Below are 19,681 nucleotides of genomic sequence, written 5' to 3'. Positions count from 1 at the left end.
CACGCTACCCAACGTTATGAAAACCGACACTCTCAGCAAAGACACGATCGTCAGCAACGTCATACGGCAGATGAACTCCGGGCTCGAAATCGAGCCCATTACCATACCCAAGGCGCTCACGAGCGCCGCACACATCCTGTTCATGTTGGGGCACACTACCGAATCCGGCCTCGCCGGCCAAGTCAGCGCCCGAGGCGAGGACCCGGATACGTACTGGACCCAGCAATGGGGTACCGGCTTCGAGGAGGTGACCGAAAACAATCTGCTGCTCGTCGACGGCGATCTGACCGTACTGAAGGGCAAAGGGATGGCCAACCCGGCCGCCCGTTTTCACTCCTGGATCTACAGGAATCACCCAGACGTCAAATGCATCCTCCACGCCCATCCGCTGAACGTTTCAGCGCTTTCGATGCTGGAGATTCCGCTGGTCGTCTCCCACATGGACACATGCGTTCTGCACGACGAGGTGGCCTTCGTCGAAAAGTGGCCGGGCATTCCCGTGGGCAACGGTGAAGGGAAACTGATCTCGGCGGCCCTGGCGAACAAGAAGACCATCCTGCTGGCTCATCACGGGATGCTGGTCACCGGCGGCTCTGTAGAGGAGGCCTGCGTGCTGGCCGTCATGTTTGAACGCGCCGCCAAGCTGCAACTCATGGCGCTCGCCTCGGGAGACATCAAACCGATACCTCACGATCTGGCCGCGGAAGCCCGGGATTGGATCAGCACCCCACAAAGGCACCGGGCGACTTTTGCCTACTATTCGCGGTTGGCGGAAAGAGAAATAAAAAAATTGATGCACTGACGGACGTGAGACCGGTCATCAGGCCAGCGAGTCCCTTTTGAATTCGAGCCATGAGCCTGCCACCAGGCTGCTCCATCCGATTTATCCGCACCACGAGTGCCAATTTCGATCCGCAAACTGCGGGTTGTGGCCGACCACCCCGTCCGCCACATAGACGAAACATATCGTCGACAACGCCATTTCTCTCGCTCAGAGCCAGAGCGACGGCATCAAACGCAGTCAAACTCGCCGGGAAGTGAAACCGCGCAGTCGAGGAAGACCTCAGGCGGCGGGAGGGTGAATAGTAGTTCCAACAACAACGCATCAAAGAGAGTTAAAGGAGACAGACATGATCAGCGATAACACATACAAAGCACATATGTCACGAAGGTCCGTCCTGAAAGCAGCGGCCGCCGTTGGCATCACACAACTGGCCTTCCCTGGGATCGTTCAAGCCCAGGGCGAGAAAACAGTAAAGATCGGCATCGACAATTCTCTCACCGGGATATACGCGGCGTTCGGAAAGAACGAATTAATTGGATGTCAGCTTGCAGCAGAAGAAATCAACAACGGCGGCGGCATCCTGGGAAAGAAGGTTGAACTCATCGTGGAGGACGCAAGCAGCACTAATACAGGCTTGGCCATTCAGAAAGCCAACAAACTGATCAATAGCGACAAAGTAGACTTTTTGGTGGGAAACGAAAACTCTGCCATGGTGCTGGGGATGGCCCAGGCGGCAAAGAAAAAGGGCATTCTGCACATCGTGCCCGGCGCTCACTCCGACGAAATCACGGGAAGCGCCTGCAATTGGAACGTGTTCAGAATCTGCAGCACCACAACGATGTTGATCAACGCGGTTGCCAAGTCGCTCATTGACGACTACGGAAAGAATTTCTACTTCATCACCGCCGACTACGTCTTCGGCCGGTCGCTCCTCAACAGCTACGACGCCGCTCTCAAGAAGTTCGGGGGAAAGAACGTAGGCGTCAGCCTGCCACCCCTCGGTACCACAGACTTCTCTTCTTTCCTGATCAAGGCTGCCGCAGCAAAGCCAGACGTCATCGTCCTGCTGGTGGGCGGCGATGACATGGTCAACGCCCTGAAGCAGTTCGTGCAATTCGGGTTCGATAAACGCTTCCACGTGGCGGGGGCTCAGCAGGAGCTCGAACTGTTGGAGGCACTGCCACCCGAGGCGCGTGTCGGAAGTTGGGTATTCGAATGGTACTGGCGACAGAATCAGGTCCCTGGCGTAGATAAATTTGTCTCGGCGATCAAGAACAAGACAGACGGAAAAGTGCCGACAGCACGACACTGGTTCGGATACGTCGCCGGCTGGACCTGCGCACTGGCAGCCCAGCAAGCGAAATCCCTGAATGGAGAAAAGATGGCCCGGGCTCTTCAGGGAATGAAGCTCCCACCCGAAGTGGCTCTGATGCCAAATGACCCCTTCTACCGCAAGGCGCAGAACCAACTGATCGCTTCCCTATATGTCGGGACGGCGCAGGCTTCGGGCCCTGGTGGTGAGGAGGATCTGTTCAAAGTGGACAAGGTAGTGGACGGGGCATCCGTCAACAAGCCGCTGGAGGAAACCAACTGCCGCATGGAATGGCCCGCCAAATCCTGAGACCGGACTGGACCGGCAGGGAATGCCGGCAACGGTAAAGCAATATCAGTACCCTTTGCACCCCGGACGTCCCCTCGTGAATGGACAGAGAAATTTCGGGGTTGCATGCAATTTCTGTCGGGAGGGCAGAACCTGTGAACGAACTACTACTGCTTAGCGCGCTGAACGGATTGGTGATTGGTTCCTTCTACGCGCTGATGGCACTGGGGCTGTCGCTGATCATCAACCTGACCAAGGTGATCAATTTTGCGCATGGCGGATTCCTGGCGGTGAGCGCTTATCTTGGCTATACCATGAGTCCGTATCTGGGCTTTTGGGGGGCATTGCTGATCGCACCAATACTGACGGCAATACTCGGCCTGATCATCGAGTCGGTGGCCATCCGCCCGCTATATGGACGAGACCCGCTCTACAGCCTGTTGCTCACCTTCGGGCTGGCGTACGTCCTGCAGGACGCCACTCAATTCATCTGGGGAGCCCAGAGCCTGCCCTTCAGGATCCCCCAATGGCTGGCCGCGCCAATCAGCAACACCTACTTCTTCGTCACGGGATATAGGGTGCTGATGATCGTAGTGATGGTCGTTGCGGTCGGAATACTGTTTTCCACGCTCTATCACTCGCGTCTTGGCATCCGGATTCGTGCCGGAACGCTGGATCTCAACATGGTGGCGGCCTCGGGGGTGAACGTCAGGATCCTACGCAATCTCAATTTCGGAATTGGTGTCTACCTCGCGGGCGTGGCGGGTGTCCTCGCAGCCGGAGTCATCGGTCTGCAACCGGCCATGGGGGAATCGATCATCATGCCCAGCTTCGTTGCAATCATCGTGGGCGGCATTGGAAGCCTCATCGGCACAGTGATCGGAGGCTTATTGATCGGAGTTGCGGCCGGCATCGTCGGAATGTTTTTCCCATCAGCGGCGGAACTGGTGATCTACCTGATGATGGTGATCGTCCTGCTATTCCGCCCTAGAGGGCTGTTCGGTCAAAAGGAGATACTGCTGTGAACCGCCCCGCAAAGTCCATTCTTCTGGTGTCTCTCCTGGCGGTTCTGATTGGCCTGCCCTACCTCGCGCCACTGTTCGGAATATACATAGGTTTGGTCACTCGCATCATCATTCTTGGCTTGGGTGCGATTTCGCTGAATTTCCTGATCGGATTTACCGGAGTAGTGTCGTTCGGCCACGCCGCGTTTTTCGGGCTTGGCGCATACGGGACCGCGATGGCTCTCAAATATTTTATTCCGAACACCCCTTTGGCGATCATTCTGGGAGTCCTCCTGGGCACACTCGCGGGAGTCCTCGTTGGCGCATTGATCCAGCAGTTGCGCGGGATCTATTTCGCGGTGGTCACGATCGCCTTCGGCCAGATCTTCTACTACATCGCCATGCAATGGCATACTGTTACCGGCGGCGATGATGGTCTGACGAACTGGTCCGGATCACCCATCGGAATCGGAAGCATGCAGCTGCGAATATTCAATAGCGAGGTAGCGCTATATTATTTCGCTTTGGCGATATTCGTGATCAGCGTAGTCATAATCAGCTTGCTCCTCAAATCTCCCTTCGGAAGGATTCTGCTGGCAATCAGGGAAAATGAACTGAGGTCTTCGTTTCTCGGCGTCTCGGTGAATCGATACATATGGGTTTCGTTCATCATATCCAGCTTGTTCATGAGCGTCGCCGGAAGCCTCTACGCCCTTCTGAACAACTTTGCCGATCCTCATGCCCTGCATTGGACGATGTCGGGTGATTTCGTGATGATGATCATACTCGGCGGCATCCGGTCTCTCTGGGGGCCACTGCTGGGCGCCTTATTGTTCGTGGGGCTGCAGGACATCATATCGAGCTATACCGAACACTGGATGTTCGTGATCGGCATCCTGTTCATGATCATCGTCCTCTATTTCCCGCGGGGCATCTTGGGTTCGCTGTCATTGAGGCTAAAGAAATGAATATCTTGTCCATGGAAGACATATCCATCTCATTCGGAAGGCTCAATGCACTCACTAGCGTGTCCGCCGAAGTCATGGAGGGTGAGACGCTTGCGGTGATTGGCCCGAACGGTGCGGGAAAGACGACATTCTTCAACCTGATCAGCGGATTCTTCCCACCCTCCGCAGGGAATATTGTGTTCCGCGGATCTAATATCACGCAGTTGTCGCCACCGGACCGCGTGAAGGCCGGAATTGCAAGGACCTTCCAGACTTCCCAGACCTTTCCGGAGATCTCGGTCAAGGAAAATCTGCGCATAGCGGTTCTGTTAGCGCTGGGGCTACACCGCCGATTATGGTTATCCCATGATGCTTCCGAACAGGTTGAGCTCAACGTGCACAAGCTGATTGATCTCGGCGACCTGCAGAACAGCTCGCACAGACTCGTAGGAGAGTTGTCGCTCAGCGACCAACGAGTCACGGAGATCATGATGGCGGTCGCCCGCAACCCTGACCTGTTGCTTCTGGATGAGCCCACTGCCGGAATGGCAGTCGCCGAGACGGACTTGATATCCGATGTCATACGGAGGCTGCGCCGCGAAACAAAAATCACCATCATGCTCATTGAGCACGATATGGATATTGTCTTCGGCCTGGCCGACAGAATCCTGGTCCTGGTGGAAGGAAAAGTTCTGGCGCTGGGCAGTCCTGACGAAATTTCCGAAAACTCGGCTGTTCAGGCCGCCTACCTGGGTAAAGAATCATGAAGGCACTCGAACTCAACGAGGTCAACGCATACTACGGAAAGGCACATATCCTCCACGATCTGTCATTGAGTCTCGATGAGGGAGAGCTGGTGGCGCTCTTGGGGCGGAATGGAGCGGGCAAATCCACGACACTGCACAGTGTGATGGGTTTTGCCTCCGTGCGCAGTGGATCCATCCGCCTTTTCGAACAAGAAGCGACCCAATTCAGTACCACCCGTGTCGTGGGCTTGGGGGTGGGTTTCGTACCCGAAGGCCGGCGCGTTTTCTCGAACCTCACCGTTCTGGAGAATCTGATGGTCCCGATAGACAAGTCGGGCCCTTGGAACATAGCCGAAGTATTCAGGCTGTTCCCACGGCTGGAAGAGCGAAAAGCCAGCAAGGGCGGCCAACTATCCGGTGGTGAGCAGGAGATGCTCTCCATCTCGCGCGCCCTCCTGCTGAATCCACGACTGCTGTTGCTCGACGAACCGTCGCAAGGGCTGGCGCCTCTTGTCGTTCGCGAGGTATTCGACGTCATCGATTCTGTCAGGAAACAGGGTACGTCGATACTGCTGATCGAACAAAACGTACGCGCTGCCCTCAGGCTGGCGGACCGGGCCTACGTGCTGGATACGGGCCGGCTCACCTACGCCGGCACCGTGGCGGAACTCGAGGCTGATGAAGCACGCCTGCGACAACTGGCTGGTGTGGTGAACGAAGAACGGAAGAAGCAGTGACCTCCCGCATCCTGCACCAACCAATAAGATCTGGCCTTCCCGCACCCGCACACAACTAAGTTTCGCTTTATAGATACCGATCAAACATGGAGCTCATATGGAAAATCTGACGGCGCCTCACAGGAAGATGTTCGTTGACGGAAAGTGGGTCGAGAGCGTCACGCAAAAAACCATCGACATCGAAAACCCGGCGCACAGGGGATCCGTACTGGCGCGAGTGCCACGGGCCAATGGCGAGGACGTGGACATCGCGGTGAACGCGGCTGCCACCGCGTTTAGAAAATGGCGCCGTGTCCCGTCAAAGGAGCGCGGTGCGGCGCTATTCAAGATCGCCGACTACATCGAAGAAAATTTCGAAGACTTTGCGCGAATCAATTCCTCCGAGACGGGTAGTGCGATCCGCACCCAATCGAGACGAGAAATACGCAGTGCAGCGGACATATATCGATATTTTGCCGGACTGGTGTCCGAACTCAAAGGCACCACTCATCCCGTCGACAACGACGTACTTCTGTACACCCAGAGGGAGCCATACGGTGTAGTCGGTGCCATTGTGCCCTTCAATGATCCCATGGTCCTCAGTGCCGTAAAGATTGCACCGGCACTGGCTGCGGGGAATACGATTGTGCTGAAGGCCCCGGAAGACGCTCCACTGGGCACGCTGGCCCTGTGCCAAGCTTTTGAGCAATTCATCCCGGCCGGCGTGGTCAATATCATCACCGGATACGGAGAAGAGTGCGGCCGTCCCCTCGCCGATCATCCCCTCGTAAACAAAATTGCGTTTACAGGCTCTACCGAGACTGGGAAGTTGATCATGCACTCGGCTGCGAACAGGATAGTTCCTGTCTCACTGGAACTGGGTGGCAAGAGTCCGCAAATCGTATTTCCGGATTCCGATTCCGACAAGGTGGCGGATGGCGTGATTGAAGCCATCAGGTTCAGCCGCCAGGGACAGTCCTGCTCCTCCGGGGAGCGGCTCTTCGTACATAGCGCCATATACGACTCCTTTGTCGACCGGCTGGTAGGCAAGGTCAACGCACTCAGCGTCGGCGATCCACTCGACGAAAACACCTACATGGGCGCTATCAATAACAGCAGACAGTTTGAAAAGGTCCTTGATTTCATAAAGCTTGGAGCAAGCGATAACAAGATGCAGCTCCTGTGTGGCGGTTTGACGACAGAGGATGGTCCCTTCTCGGAAGGCTACTATGTTCGACCGACTCTATTCGCGTGCGAGCGTAATGACTCCCCGCTCCTCAATCAGGAAATATTCGGTCCGGTCATGCCAATTGTCAGGTGGGACGACGAGAACGAAGTCATAGAAGCGGCGAATAGTACCCCCTACGGGCTATCCGCCTTCGTATGGACCAAGGACATCAGCACCGCCCTGAGGGTCGCCAATAATCTCGACGCCGGCTGGGTCCAAATCAACAGCGGGCATGGCCCCAGGGTAGGTACACCCTTTGGAGGATACAAGCAGAGCGGCATCGGTCGGGAATTTTCCCTGGAGAGCCTGCTCGATAGTTACTCCCAGACGAAGAGTATCGAGATCAGCTTCGAATAGCGTTCCCCTACTCCAATGCAACGGCACCTACTCCTTGGCACCCACTCCTTTGCGCCGGCTCGCCGCGGTGCGAGCCAAGGCAAGCCGCCCAAAAGCGATACTGTTCCCCATCATTTTTTCTGCAGGAGACTCATGATGTCTACCAATGATTTGAGAGAAAAGGAATATTTTGTGACCCGAGCGGACAAAGAGATGTCTGAAAATCTGGTCGGCGTGAAGCGGGAACTCCGGGCGGAACTCGCATACGCCGCCCGAATCATCGGCCTCAAGGGCCACGAAGCAGGCCTTGCAGGGCAGATCAGCGGAAGGGCCGATAACCCTAAAAATTACTGGACATTGCGTTTCGGGCTGGGTTTCGAGGAAGCCCACTCGGACGATTTTCTTCTGGTTGACGGCGACATGCACACGGTCAATACCAAGGGGATGGGCAACCCGGCTACTCGCTTCCACCTGTGGGTATACAAGGATAGGCCTCACGTTTCGTGCATCATTCATGCACACTCACCGTGGATTTCCGCGCTTGTCGCCGCAGTTCAGCCGCTCGTAGTGGCCCAGATGGATATGTGCCCGTTCTACGACGATTGTGCATTTCTAGGTGAGTGGCCCGGCCTGCCTTATGGCGACGAGGAGGGCCAGATCATTTCGGAGGCACTCGGCGACAAGCGATCGATCATCCTGGCAAACCATGGTTACCTGACTACTGGAAAAACGGTCGCCGAGGCCACCTATCTGGCGGTACTCCTTGAGCGGGCCGCAAAAACGCAATTGAGGGCCCGTGTATACGGTGAAGTGAAACCGGTTCCAGGGTCCCTTGCCAAGGAATCACATGATCACCAGCTCAGCCCAACCTACACCAAAGCAACATTCGACTATTGGTGCCGCCAGGTCGACTTGGCCAGTAACAACGCCTCCAGATAGAGCGACAGTGTCCACTCGTCACGCTCTCAGAACAAACGCGGGCCCGTGTCAAGACCGTACTGGCCCGCGTTTCCCCGACAGACCTATACCCACAAATCTCTGATACTCGAGATCAGCGCGCCGGCTCAAACAACACACACCAGAACGCTCACACGGTCACATCACCTCAGGACGCTCTGAATAAAGTCTCGCGCGCGTTGGGTCTTCGGTGTCTCCAGCATCTCCACCGGATTACCTTCCTCAACGATGTGGCCACGGTCAAAAAAGACCAGCCGGCTCGCCACCTCTCGGGCGAAGTTCAGCTATCCGTGGCAATACCGCGAATACACCCACTGGCTGACTCGGACCAGGTAAAGCTGAGTGATCTCGCGGAGGAAGACTTCGTCATGTTCGCGCGCAGGGTCAGCCCGGTTTATTTCGACAGCATCACGTCTGCATGCAGGGCTAGCGGCTTCTCACCTCGCATCCTGCATGTAGTACGCTCCGTCGCTTCACAGGTCGCTTTTGTAAGCTGTGGTCAAGGCATCGCCCTCGTGCCATCCGGCCTCAAGAAGCTCGCCCCCGCGAATGTCGCCGTCCTGAATCTGAGCGACGACATTCGCGTGGTGACAACGGCGATGGCGTGGTGCACGACCAGCAAGAATTCGCTGGTTCGCAGCATCCTTTCAAACCTCGGCATCGAGCCCTGATGCGGGCTGCGCTACGGCAACCCGCTTCTTCCGCCCCCGCAGCAAGGCATGCAGAATGATCGCCCCGAACGTGGCGGTGCCTATGCCATCCAGCTTCAGATCACCCAGTGTCAGGGAGAAATTGCCGGCACCCAGGACGAGAGTAACGGCGGCAACAATGAGATTGCGGCTATCGCTGAAATCGACCCGGTTCACCACCCAGATGCGCGCCCCGGCAATCGCAATCAGGCCGAACACCACGACCGACATGCCGCCCAGCACGGGGCCGGGGATGGCATGGATGACGGCACCGAATTTGGGCGAGAAGCCCAGGACCAGGGCCACCAGAGCGGCCACCACGAACACCAGCGTGGAATAGATCCGGGTGGCAGTCATCACGCCGATATTCTCGGCATAGGTGGTCACGCCGGTCCCGCCAAAGGAGCCAGAGATCATGGTCGCGACGCCATCGCCCATGAAGGCACGTCCCAGATAGCGATCCAGATTCTGCCCCGTCATCGCGCTGACCGCCTTGATGTGGCCCAGGTTTTCCGCCACGAGGATGATGGCCACCGGCGCAATGATGCTGATGGCATGCGACTCGAACACAGGATGGGTGATGTTGGGCAGGCCCAGCCACGGCGCGGCGGCGATGGCGGAGAAATCGATGGGTTTGCCAAGCCCAAGCCCATTGGTCAGAATCACATAGATGACGCAGGCCGAGAAGAGGCCCACCAGAATGAGCAGCCTCTGAATCAGTCCGCGAGTGTAGACGGCCACCAGGCCGACCGACAGAATGGTGAGCAAGGCCATGCCGGATTCGAACAGCGAGCCGCCCATGGCGCCCTTCGCGGCCAGAGGAGCCAGATTCAGGCCGATGACGGCCACGACCGCGCCCGTTACTACCGGCGGCATCCAATGGTCGATCCAGTCGGCCGCACCACCCTGCCACGCATTTACCAGCGCCGTCAGCACCCCAATACCGGTGTAGATCAGCCCGCAGATGATGATCGCGCCCAGCGCAACGCCGATATTCAGATTGGGACCGCTGCCGGAGTAGCCGCTGACTGCGACCACGCCGCCGATGAAGGCAAAACTGGAGCCCAGATAGCTGGGCACCCGCCCGCCGACGAAGAGGAAAAAGATCAGCGTGCCGACCCCCGACATCAGGATGGCCATGTTGGGGTCGAACCCCATGATCAGCGGAGCCAGGATGGTGGAACCGAACATGGCGACCACGTGCTGGGCGCCCATGGCGACGGTCTGCGGCAACGGCATCGTTTCATCGGGTTGCACGACGGCATCTTCCGTCGTGCCGGAGACCAGCCGCCAGCGGGGGAAATAGGATGTGTTCATCGAAGGACGGCTCGAAGCCGTTCACAAGGGGTTAAGAAAATGGGTATTGAAGAAGGCGCAACAAAAGTTTCGCGACAGTTTACGGCGACTTGTTTCCGCATGGAGCAGCGGCCTGCGACCGCGCCTCACGGATTCCGTCCACGCGACTCCGGAAACGCGTGAATCATGGTGAAACCTGGCGCGGCTTGCGCTCGCGCCGGGCTGCCACGGCATCGAAGAGCGGACGCGGCACGCACTGAAGCAGTCTGGCCAGCCAGGCCATGGGCCAGGGAATCACGCGATAGCGGTCGCCCGACGCAATCGCGCGCGCAGCGCGCTCGACGAAGCGATCCACCGGCATGAGAAACGGCATGCGGTACGGGTTGCCGGCGGTCATGGGAGTGGCGATGAAACCGGGCGCCAGCGTGACCACCCGCACGCCCGTCCCCCGCAACTCCACCCGCAGACTTTCACAGTACAACCGCACGGCCGCCTTGGAGGCACAATAGGCGCCGGCCCCCGGCAGTCCGCGTACGCCGGCGACGCTGGCGATGCCGACCAGCGTTCCTTGCCCGCGCGCCTGCATGGCGGCTGCAAACGGCGCGAAGGTAGCCTCGGTTCCGACCACATTGGTGTCGAAGACTGCCTGAAAAGCGGCGTGATCGTCGGACTCGGTGGTCAGCGTGCCGACGCTGATGCCGGCACTGGCGATGACGACGTCCACCGGTCCCGCCTCCAGGAAGTCCTCTGCGGCCGCCCGCAAGGCAACCGCGTCCCGGACGTCCAGGGCGTAGGAGCGATGCCCGTCGCCCGGCAGCCGGTCGGACAGTGACTGGAGGATCCCGGCGCGGCGCCCCACCAGCCCCAGCGTGGCGCCCCGGACCGCATAGTACCGGGCAAAGGCTTCGCCGATCCCGCTGGTCGCGCCGGTAATGAAAATCCTGCTCCCCGCGAGCGGAGAAGCAGGATTTGGAGGAGGCTCCGTTGAGGAGCCGCCAGGAGCGACGGACGGGATGGCCGCGCCCGCCATGGCGGCTCAGGCAGCCTGCGCGGCAGCGTGCATGGCCTGCAGCGAGTACACCGTGAGGCCGCTGCCATGACGCAGATATTGCATCCCCTCGACGGCCGCACTGGCACCCGCAATGGTGGTGTAGAAGGCCACCCTATTGGCCAGCGCCTGCGTGCGAATGGCCCGCGAATCGGCAATGGCGTTGCGCCGCTCCTCGACCGTGTTGATGACCAGCGCGATCTCGCCGTTCTTGATCATGTCCACGATGTTGGGACGGCCCTCGGTGACCTTGTTGACGACCGCAACCGCGAGGCCCGACGCCTCGATGGCTGCCGCCGTCCCGCGCGTGGCAATCAGTTTGAAACCCATGCTGATCAAGCCGCGCGCCACTTCAACCGCACGCGGCTTGTCCTGGTCGCGCACGCTGATGAAGACCTGCCCGGACTCGGGCAGGTTCACCCCCGCCGCAATCTGCGATTTGACGAAGGCCTCGCCAAAGGACTCGCCCACACCCATGACCTCGCCGGTCGACTTCATCTCCGGACCCAGGATGGTGTCCACGCCCGGGAACTTCACGAACGGGAAGACGGCCTCCTTGACGCAATAATGTCCGGGACTGGGAATGGAGGCCACGCCCTGAGCTGCCAGCGAATCGCCCGCCATGATGCGGGCCGCGATCTTGGCGAGCGGCTTGCCGGTCGCCTTCGAGACATACGGCACAGTCCGCGAGGCGCGAGGATTGACTTCCAGCACGTACACGTCGCCGTCCTGGACCGCAAACTGCACGTTCATCAGGCCCTTCACGTTCAGGGCCTTGGCCATCAGCGTGGTCTGGCGCTTGATCTCGTCCACGATCGCGGGCGACAGCGAATACGGAGGCAGGCTGCAGGCCGAGTCGCCGGAGTGCACGCCCGCCTGTTCGATGTGTTCCATCACCCCGCCGATCAGCACCTGCTCGCCGTCGGCCAGGCAATCCACATCGATTTCGGTGGCGTGGTTCAAGAAGCGATCCAGCAGCACCGGAGAGTCGTTGCTGACCTTGACCGCTTCGCGCATGTAGCGCTCCAAGTCCTGCGGCTCGTGCACGATTTCCATGGCGCGGCCGCCCAGCACATAGCTGGGGCGCACGACCAGCGGATACCCGATCTCGCCCGCCAGGGCCAGGGCTTCGCTTTCGGTGCGGGCCGTGCGGTTCGACGGCTGGCGCAGCCCCAGCTTGGTGAGCAGCTTCTGGAAGCGTTCGCGATCCTCCGCGACGTCGATGGAGTCCGGGCTGGTGCCGATGATGGGCACCCCATTGGCCTCCAGGGCGCGGGCGAGCTTCAGCGGCGTCTGGCCGCCGAACTGCACGATGACGCCGACGGGGTTTTCCTTGTGGACGATCTCCAGCACATCTTCGAGCGTCAGCGGCTCGAAATACAGCCGGTCCGACGTATCGTAGTCGGTGGACACGGTCTCGGGATTGCAGTTGACCATGATGGTCTCGAACCCGTCGTCGCGCAGCGCAAACGCGGCGTGCACGCAGCAGTAGTCGAATTCAATACCCTGACCGATTCGGTTGGGACCACCCCCCAGCACAATGATTTTCTTGCGGTCGGTGGGATCGGCCTCGTCCTCGTCCTCGTAGGTCGAATACAGGTAGGCGGTGGTGGTCGCGAATTCGGCCGCGCAGGTGTCCACACGCTTGTAGACCGGCCGCACATTCATCTGATGGCGCAGCTTGCGGACCTCGGATTCAGTCGTGTCGAGCAGGAACGCCAGGCGCCGATCGGAGAAGCCGCGGCGTTTCAGCCCGCGCATGGTTTCGTCGTCGAGTTCGGTCAGCGTGCGCTGCTCCAGGGCGAGTTCGATATCGACGATTTCCTTGATCTGGGCCAGGAACCACGGATCGATACTGGTGAGGTTGTGGACCTCTTCGAGGCTGAAACCCTGGGCAAAGGCATCGCCCACGTACCAGATGCGTTCCGGACCGGGTTCGCCCAGCTCCACCTGCAACCGCTCGCGGTCGGTGGTCTTCTGGTTCAGGCCGTCCACGCCGACCTCCAGGCCGCGCAAGGCTTTCTGGAAAGCTTCCTGGAAGCTGCGGCCGATCGCCATGACCTCGCCCACCGATTTCATCTGGGTCGTCAGGCGGGCATCGGCCTGCGGGAATTTCTCGAACGTGAAACGGGGGACCTTGACGATCACGTAGTCCAGCGTGGGCTCGAACGAGGCGGGCGTTGCGCCGCCCGTGATTTCGTTGCGCAGCTCGTCAAGCGTGTAGCCCACCGCCAGCCGAGCCGCGACCTTGGCAATCGGGAACCCCGTCGCCTTGGAGGCGAGCGCCGACGAACGCGACACACGCGGGTTCATTTCGATCACGATCATGCGGCCGTTCTTGGGATTGACGGCGAACTGGACGTTCGACCCGCCCGTCTCGACCCCGACTTCGCGCAGGATCGCGATCGAGGCGTCCCGCATGATCTGGTATTCCTTGTCGGTCAGCGTCTGTGCGGGCGCCACCGTGATGGAATCACCGGTATGCACCCCCATGGGATCCAGGTTCTCGATGGCGCACACGATGATGCAATTGTCGGCGCGGTCACGCACGACCTCCATCTCGAACTCTTTCCAGCCGAGCATGGACTCTTCGATCAGCAGTTCGTGGGTCGGAGACAGATCCAGGCCACGCTTGCAGATGAATTCGAATTCCTCGGGGTTGTAGGCAATGCCGCCGCCCGTGCCGCCCAGCGTGAAACTGGGGCGAATGACGACCGGGAAACCCGAACCCCCGGTATAGACGGCGATTTCTTTCTGTACCGCCCAGGCCTCGTCCAGCGTGTGGGCGATGCCGGACTTGGCCGACTCCAGGCCGATGGAGGTCATGGCCTCCTTGAACTTCAGGCGGTCTTCGGCCTTTTCGATGGCATGCGCGTTGGCACCGATCAATTCGACGTTGAACTTTTTCAGGACACCATGGCGATCCAGATCCAATGCCGTGTTGAGTGCCGTCTGCCCGCCCATGGTCGGGAGCACGGCATCGGGCCGCTCGATCTCGATGATTTTTTCCAGCGCCTGCCAGGTGATAGGCTCGATGTAGGTCACGTCGGCCGTCTCGGGGTCCGTCATGATGGTGGCCGGATTGCTGTTCACCAGAATGACGCGGTAACCGTCGCCCTTCAGGGCCTTGCAGGCCTGAGCGCCGGAATAGTCGAATTCGCAAGCCTGGCCGATGACGATGGGGCCTGCGCCGATGATGAGGATGCTTTTGATGTCTGAACGCTTGGGCATGAGGAAGCTGTATTCTTTATTTGGGTGACCGGGCCTGATGCTGCGCCATCAGGTCGATGAATTTGTCGAAGAGCACCAGGATGTCATGGGGCCCGGGACTGGCCTCGGGGTGGCCCTGGAAGCAGAACGCCGGTCGATCCGTCAGCTCGAAACCCTGGAGGGTGCCGTCAAACAGCGACACGTGCGTCACCCGTGCGTTGGCGGGCAGCTTGCCGGCATCCACGGTGAAGCCGTGATTCTGGCTGGTGATGAACACGCGGCCCGTGGCGACTTCCTGGACCGGGTGGTTGGCACCATGGTGCCCGGCCTTCATCTTGATCGTGCGCCCACCCAGCGTCAGCCCCAGGATCTGCTGACCCAGGCAGATGCCGAACATGGGGATACGGCGTTCCAGCACCTCGCGGCAGGTATCGATGGCGTAGCTGCAGGCCGCCGGGTCCCCGGGACCGTTCGACAGAAAGATGCCGTCGGGGTTCTTGGCCAGGATGTCGGCGACCGGCATGGTGGCGGGCACCAGCGTGATATGGCAGCCGCGGTCCGCCAGCAGGCGAAGGATGTTGGACTTGATCCCGTAGTCGTAGGCAACCACATGGAAGCGGGCCTGGCCCGGACGCCGGAAACCCTCGCCCAGCTGCCACGTCCCGTCCGTCCAGGACTCGGCCTTGCTGGTCGAAACCTTCTGGGCCAGATCCTGACCGTCCATTCCGCTGTAACCGCGAGCGAACTCGACGGCGCGCGCACTGTCCTCGCCCACCAGAATGCAGGCGCCTTGGGCGCCGCGGTCGCGCAGGATGCGGGTCAGCTTGCGGGTGTCCACGCCGCTGATCGCCACAATGCCCTGGGATTTCAGATAGTCGGGCAGCGACTGGTGAGCCCGGAAGTTGGAGACGTAAGCGGGACAGTCGCGAACGACCAGGCCGGCAGCCTGGACGCGGCTGGATTCGACGTCCTCGGCGTTGACGCCGGTGTTGCCGATATGTGGATAGGTCAGCGTGACGATCTGGCCGTTGTAGCTAGGGTCGGTGAGGATTTCCTGGTAGCCGGTCATCGCGGTGTTGAACACGATTTCGGCGATGCTGATGCCTTCCGCACCAATGGAAATGCCCTTGAATACCGTACCGTCAGCCAAGGCGAGAATTGCTGGAACGTGGCCGTAAGGACCCACTGGAAAGATTGACGGCAGCAAAGTAAACCCCGGTTGTAAAGTCAACAATTAAACCTTCCTATTATACAGCGGACGCTGCGTCTTCCTCCGGTCGGGAGCGGGCGGAATACGCAGAGGCGGGCACGCCGGTGCCATCCGCCACCTGCAAGCGGGCCGGCTCTCCCGCCGCCCCGCCCGCTCGACCGACAATCACCGCGAAATGGTCTACAGTAAGTCCTTTGTGACCTTCCGCCTCGCCTGATGCCATGAGCAATCAACTGGACGCTCTCAAGACCCTGACCACCGTGGTGGCCGATACGGGCGACTTCGACGCCATGCTGACCTACCGGCCGACCGACGCGACAACCAATCCGTCGCTGATCCTCAAGGCCGTACAGCAGGATGCCTACCGTCCGTTGCTGGAGCAGGTCGGGCGCGACCACCCGTCAGCCCCGCTCGCCGAGCAGGTGGACCGGCTGCTGGTCGCCTTCGGCTGCCGCATTCTGGATATCGTGCCGGGGCGCGTTTCCACGGAAGTGGATGCGCGGCTCTCGTTCGACGCCCAGGCCAGCATCGAACGGGCGCGCCAGATCATCGCGCTCTACGAGTCCCAAGGCATCGATCGGGAGCGCGTGCTGATCAAGCTGGCATCGACCTGGGAGGGCATCCAGGCCGCCCGTGTGCTGCAGGCCGAGGCCATCCAGTGCAACATGACGCTGCTGTTTTCGCTCATACAGGCCATCGCCTGCGCCCAGGCCGGCGTGCGATTGGTCTCTCCCTTCGTGGGCCGAATCTACGACTGGCACAAAAAGGCCGCCGGCGCCGGCTGGGACGAGTCGGCCCACGCGGGATCAGCAGATCCCGGCGTACAGTCCGTCGCCCGCATCTACCAATACTTCAAGGCTTACGACATCCCGACCCAGATCATGGGTGCGAGCTTTCGCAACATCGGCCAGATCCGCGCACTGGCCGGTTGCGATCTGTTGACCATCAGCCCCACGCTGCTGGGCGAGCTGGCGTCATCGAACGACCCTCTGCCGGCCGCGCTGACGGTGGCGACAGCGAAGGAACACGCGCCCGAACGTGAGGCAAGTCACGAGGTCGCCTTCCGCACCCAGTTGAACCTGGATGCCATGGCCACGGAAAAGCTGGCCGAGGGCATCCGGATCTTCACAGCCGATGCCCAGAAACTGGATGCGCTGATGGCGCAGGCCGGCTGAACGCAATCAGGTCTTGTCGGTCACCCCCTGACCGGGTTGCCAGACCAGCAGCCGCCGCTCGGCCAGCGATACGAGCCCATCGAGCAGCAGCGCGAAGATCGTCAGGACCACGATCCCGGCAAAGACGGTATTGACATCCAGCGTACCCTCAGCCTGCAGGATCAGATACCCTACGCCCGCCGCTGACCCCAGGTACTCACCCACCACTGCGCCCACGAAAGCCAGCCCCACCGAGGTGTGCAGGCTGGAGAACACCCAGCTCGTGGCCGACGGAATGTAAACGTGGCGCAGCAACTGGCGCTGCGTGGCGCCCAGCATGCGGGCGTTGTCCAGCAGTGTGGCGCTGACCTCGCGCACGCCCCGGTAGACGTTGAAGAACACAATGAAGAACACCAGCGTGACCGCCAGCGCGACCTTGGACCAGATGCCCAAGCCGAACCACATGGCAAAAATGGGGGCCAGGATGACCCGGGGCATCGAGTTGGCCGCCGTGACGTAGGGCTCCAGCAACGCACTGGCACTGCGCGACAATCCCAGCCACAGGCCGAAGGCCAGGCCACCCACGGTCCCGATGATAAAGGCCAGGACCGTTTCGGTCAGGGTGATCCAGAGGTGGCGGTAAATGCTGGCGTCGGTCACGAACCACGCCCAGATGACCTTGGCCACTTCGATCGGTTGACCAAAGAAGAACGCGATGTTGCGGTTCAGCGACGCCCACCACCAAACCACCAGGATCAGGACGAGCAGCGCGACCTGCAGCACGCGCAGCACCGGTCTGGAGAGTCCGCCCGTCATGAGGATGCCCCGAGCTGCCGCTCGTAGCCTTTGAGGACCTCGTCGCGCAATACCTCCCAGATCGCCCGATGCAGCTCCACGAAGCGGGGTTCCATGCGGATCTCTGCGACGTTACGTGGACGCGGAATGTCGATGTGGAATTCACCGATGGGGTGCGTATCGGGGCCCGCCGACAACACGACGACGCGATCACTCATGGCAATCGCTTCGTCCAGGTCGTGCGTGATGAACAGCACCGCCTTGCGGCGCGCCATCCAGAGGTCCAGGACTTCGTTCTCCATCAACTGGCGCGTCTGGATGTCGAGTGCCGAAAACGGTTCATCCATCAGGATGATGTCCGGATCGCGGATGAGCGTCTGCGCCAGCATGGTGCGCTTTCGCATGCCGCCGGACATCTGGTGCGGATAGCGGTTCTCGAATCCCCCCAGCCCGACGCGGCGCAGCCACTCGCGGCCTCGGTCGGAGGCCTCGGCCGGCGCCACCCCCGCGAATTCCAGGCCGGCCGCGACATTGGCCAGGGCGTTGCGCCACGGCATCAGGGCTTCGCCCTGAAACATGTAGCCGGCACGGGCGTTGACGCCGCGCAGCAGCTCGCCGAAGACGTCCACAGTGCCCGCCGTCGGCTGGAGAAGGCCCGCGGCCATGTTGAGCAAGGTGGATTTGCCGCAGCCCGTCGGCCCCACCACCGACACGAACTCGCCCGGCGCCACCGCGACGGTGGCATCCCGCATGGCCGTGTACGCCCCGCCGTCGGGCGAGGCGAACGTGCAGGTCACACGGTCCAACAGCAGCGCCGCCTCAGGCATGGGGATATTTCTGGTTGGCCTTGATGGCGAACTGATTGGTCCAGATGCGCGAAATGTCGATCTTGGTCCGGTCGAAATGCGGCACATATTCCGCCAGCGCATTCAGCGCGGTCTGCGGGCCGTCCTCGGGCACCATGCCGTCGGGCGACAGGGCCTCGCGGTTGCCCTTCAGCGCCAGTTTGTACAGTTCCGGATCGCCCAGCAGGTAGGACTCGGGAACCAGCTTCGCAATCTCGTCCGGGGTGACCGACTGGATCCATTTGTCGGCACGCACGATGGCGTTGGCCAACGCCTGTGTCGTCAAAGGATTGGCATCGATGAACGACTGCGAGGCGTACAGGCAACCCGCCGGCATGTTGCCGCCGAAAATGGCTTGGGAATCCTTCAGCGTGCGCGTGTCGGCGATGATGCGTAGCGCATCATCCTTGACCAGCGTGCTGGTCACGGGGTCCAGATTGGACATGGCATCGACCTGCCCCGAGCGGATGGCCGTGACGGCACCCGCGCCCGCACCCACGCCCACATAAGACACATCGGTGGGCTTGAGACCATGCTGCGCCAGGAAGAAGCTGGCCATCATGTTCGTGGACGAACCCGGCGCCGTAACGCCGATCTTCTTGCCCTTCAGGTCAGCCGGCGACTTGTAGTCGGGCATTGTTTTTTTGGAAACGCCCAGCACGATCATGGGCGCTCGGCCCTGCAGGGCGAAACAGCGGTAGAACTGACCTTTCGCCTGCAGGTTGATGGTGTGCTCGAAGGCCCCCGACACCACGTCCGCACTGCCACCCACGACCGCCTGCAAGGCCTTGGAGCCGCCGGCAAAGTCGGCAATGGTCACATTCAGGCCTTCGTCCTTGAAGTAGCCCTTCAGGTGCGCCACGGAAAGCGGCAGGTAATAGATCAGCGCCTGCCCGCCCACCGCGATCGTCAGCGACGGCTTTTCCGGCTTGACGGCCTGGGCGCGCGCCGCTACCGGCAGCATTCCGGCCAGCCCGGCGGCGCCGGCGGTCTTCAAGAGTTCACGACGGGAAATGGGCATGGTGCTGTCTCCGCAGAATTCGTTGTCTGAGCTCTGAATAATAACCCGCACGCCGGCCAGACCAGCAAAATTCAACGAGCGCTGCAACGCGCGCC

Annotated in this window: 17 protein-coding genes; 10 read left to right on the top strand and 7 right to left on the bottom strand. The window is 60.5% G+C overall.

Going from position 1 to position 19,681, the window contains the following annotated elements; genetic code table 11:
- The first annotated feature begins 16 nt into the window (after positions 1-16).
- The 9 genes from ACVCMJ_RS15495 (at position 17) to ACVCMJ_RS15455 (ending at position 8,989) form a co-directional block, all read left to right on the top strand.
- On the top strand, positions 17-802 hold the full coding sequence (locus ACVCMJ_RS15495) for an aldolase (RefSeq protein WP_447082287.1): 786 nt from the start codon (positions 17-19) through the stop codon (positions 800-802).
- Positions 803-1,130: 328 nt separating this feature from the next.
- Positions 1,131-2,405, top strand: coding sequence for an ABC transporter substrate-binding protein (locus ACVCMJ_RS15490; RefSeq protein WP_447082286.1), 1,275 nt, complete (start codon positions 1,131-1,133; stop codon positions 2,403-2,405).
- A gap of 134 nt (positions 2,406-2,539) precedes the next feature.
- On the top strand, positions 2,540-3,409 hold the full coding sequence (locus tag ACVCMJ_RS15485; protein ID WP_447082285.1) for a branched-chain amino acid ABC transporter permease: 870 nt from the start codon (positions 2,540-2,542) through the stop codon (positions 3,407-3,409).
- Positions 3,406-4,356, top strand: a complete 951-nt coding sequence (locus ACVCMJ_RS15480) for a branched-chain amino acid ABC transporter permease (RefSeq protein ID WP_447082284.1) — start codon at positions 3,406-3,408, stop codon at positions 4,354-4,356. Before ACVCMJ_RS15485 ends, ACVCMJ_RS15480 begins: the two co-directional genes overlap by 4 nt.
- Positions 4,353-5,102: an ABC transporter ATP-binding protein gene (locus tag ACVCMJ_RS15475; RefSeq protein ID WP_447082283.1), complete on the top strand. Its 750-nt coding sequence runs from the start codon at positions 4,353-4,355 to the stop codon at positions 5,100-5,102. Before ACVCMJ_RS15480 ends, ACVCMJ_RS15475 begins: the two co-directional genes overlap by 4 nt.
- A complete protein-coding gene (locus ACVCMJ_RS15470) occupies positions 5,096-5,818 on the top strand; it encodes an ABC transporter ATP-binding protein (protein ID WP_447082615.1) in 723 nt (240 codons plus the stop codon). Before ACVCMJ_RS15475 ends, ACVCMJ_RS15470 begins: the two co-directional genes overlap by 7 nt.
- A gap of 97 nt (positions 5,819-5,915) precedes the next feature.
- Positions 5,916-7,382, top strand: a complete 1,467-nt coding sequence (locus tag ACVCMJ_RS15465; RefSeq protein ID WP_447082282.1) for an aldehyde dehydrogenase family protein — start codon at positions 5,916-5,918, stop codon at positions 7,380-7,382.
- Between the two features lie 135 nt (positions 7,383-7,517).
- Complete coding sequence (locus tag ACVCMJ_RS15460) at positions 7,518-8,300, top strand: aldolase (RefSeq protein WP_447082614.1); 783 nt, start codon at positions 7,518-7,520, stop codon at positions 8,298-8,300.
- A gap of 248 nt (positions 8,301-8,548) precedes the next feature.
- Complete coding sequence (locus tag ACVCMJ_RS15455; RefSeq protein ID WP_447082281.1) at positions 8,549-8,989, top strand: LysR family substrate-binding domain-containing protein; 441 nt, start codon at positions 8,549-8,551, stop codon at positions 8,987-8,989.
- Here ACVCMJ_RS15455 and ACVCMJ_RS15450 read toward each other — a convergent pair.
- The 4 genes from ACVCMJ_RS15450 to carA form a co-directional block, all read right to left on the bottom strand.
- On the bottom strand, positions 8,966-10,324 hold the full coding sequence (locus tag ACVCMJ_RS15450; RefSeq protein WP_447082280.1) for a solute carrier family 23 protein: 1,359 nt from the start codon (positions 10,322-10,324) through the stop codon (positions 8,966-8,968). The two genes, ACVCMJ_RS15455 and ACVCMJ_RS15450, sit on opposite strands and share 24 nt — an antisense overlap.
- A gap of 163 nt (positions 10,325-10,487) precedes the next feature.
- Positions 10,488-11,333, bottom strand: a complete 846-nt coding sequence (locus tag ACVCMJ_RS15445; RefSeq protein WP_447082279.1) for an SDR family oxidoreductase — start codon at positions 11,331-11,333, stop codon at positions 10,488-10,490.
- Positions 11,334-11,339: 6 nt separating this feature from the next.
- Entirely contained in the window at positions 11,340-14,582 is a 3,243-nt protein-coding gene (carB, locus tag ACVCMJ_RS15440) for a carbamoyl-phosphate synthase large subunit (protein WP_447082278.1), read from the bottom strand.
- 16 nt (positions 14,583-14,598) lie between these two features.
- The gene (gene carA, locus ACVCMJ_RS15435) at positions 14,599-15,768 is read right to left on the bottom strand and encodes a glutamine-hydrolyzing carbamoyl-phosphate synthase small subunit (RefSeq protein WP_447082613.1); all 1,170 of its coding nucleotides are present in this window, start codon (positions 15,766-15,768) and stop codon (positions 14,599-14,601) included.
- Between the two features lie 224 nt (positions 15,769-15,992).
- Here carA and tal point away from each other — a divergent pair, with 224 nt between their 5' ends.
- A complete protein-coding gene (gene tal, locus ACVCMJ_RS15430) occupies positions 15,993-16,946 on the top strand; it encodes a transaldolase (RefSeq protein ID WP_447082277.1) in 954 nt (317 codons plus the stop codon).
- A 6-nt stretch (positions 16,947-16,952) separates the two neighbouring features.
- On the opposite strand, the gene ACVCMJ_RS15425 is transcribed toward tal, so the two are convergent.
- Genes ACVCMJ_RS15425 through ACVCMJ_RS15415 form a run of 3 tightly spaced genes read right to left on the bottom strand, consistent with a single transcriptional unit; the run spans position 16,953 to position 19,586 of the window.
- Positions 16,953-17,741, bottom strand: coding sequence for an ABC transporter permease (locus ACVCMJ_RS15425; protein ID WP_447082276.1), 789 nt, complete (start codon positions 17,739-17,741; stop codon positions 16,953-16,955).
- Entirely contained in the window at positions 17,738-18,547 is an 810-nt protein-coding gene (locus tag ACVCMJ_RS15420) for an ABC transporter ATP-binding protein (RefSeq protein ID WP_447082275.1), read from the bottom strand. Before ACVCMJ_RS15420 ends, ACVCMJ_RS15425 begins: the two co-directional genes overlap by 4 nt.
- Positions 18,540-19,586 (bottom strand): ABC transporter substrate-binding protein, encoded by a 1,047-nt coding sequence (locus ACVCMJ_RS15415; RefSeq protein ID WP_447082274.1) that lies wholly within the window; start codon positions 19,584-19,586, stop codon positions 18,540-18,542. The genes ACVCMJ_RS15420 and ACVCMJ_RS15415 overlap by 8 nt, the downstream gene beginning before the upstream one ends.
- Positions 19,587-19,681 lie beyond the last annotated feature (95 nt).

The sequence above is a fragment of the Castellaniella sp. UC4447_H14 genome, assembly GCF_052978285.1.
Note: the sequence above shows the minus strand (reverse complement) of the source record. Positions and strands in the feature narration are given on the sequence as shown.

What these genes read in the sequence shown, in the direction of transcription:
- ACVCMJ_RS15415 (WP_447082274.1), bottom strand. Translation starts at nt 19,586, where the DNA reads ATGCCCATTTCCCGTCGTGAACTCTTGAAGACCGCCGGCGCCGCCGGG.
- ACVCMJ_RS15445 (WP_447082279.1), bottom strand. Translation starts at nt 11,333, where the DNA reads ATGGCGGGCGCGGCCATCCCGTCCGTCGCTCCTGGCGGCTCCTCAACG.
- carB (WP_447082278.1), bottom strand. Translation starts at nt 14,582, where the DNA reads ATGCCCAAGCGTTCAGACATCAAAAGCATCCTCATCATCGGCGCAGGC.
- ACVCMJ_RS15420 (WP_447082275.1), bottom strand. Translation starts at nt 18,547, where the DNA reads ATGCCTGAGGCGGCGCTGCTGTTGGACCGTGTGACCTGCACGTTCGCC.
- ACVCMJ_RS15475 (WP_447082283.1), top strand. Translation starts at nt 4,353, where the DNA reads ATGAATATCTTGTCCATGGAAGACATATCCATCTCATTCGGAAGGCTC.
- ACVCMJ_RS15490 (WP_447082286.1), top strand. Translation starts at nt 1,131, where the DNA reads ATGATCAGCGATAACACATACAAAGCACATATGTCACGAAGGTCCGTC.
- ACVCMJ_RS15450 (WP_447082280.1), bottom strand. Translation starts at nt 10,324, where the DNA reads ATGAACACATCCTATTTCCCCCGCTGGCGGCTGGTCTCCGGCACGACG.
- ACVCMJ_RS15495 (WP_447082287.1), top strand. Translation starts at nt 17, where the DNA reads ATGAAAACCGACACTCTCAGCAAAGACACGATCGTCAGCAACGTCATA.
- ACVCMJ_RS15460 (WP_447082614.1), top strand. Translation starts at nt 7,518, where the DNA reads ATGTCTACCAATGATTTGAGAGAAAAGGAATATTTTGTGACCCGAGCG.
- tal (WP_447082277.1), top strand. Translation starts at nt 15,993, where the DNA reads ATGAGCAATCAACTGGACGCTCTCAAGACCCTGACCACCGTGGTGGCC.
- ACVCMJ_RS15425 (WP_447082276.1), bottom strand. Translation starts at nt 17,741, where the DNA reads ATGACGGGCGGACTCTCCAGACCGGTGCTGCGCGTGCTGCAGGTCGCG.
- ACVCMJ_RS15465 (WP_447082282.1), top strand. Translation starts at nt 5,916, where the DNA reads ATGGAAAATCTGACGGCGCCTCACAGGAAGATGTTCGTTGACGGAAAG.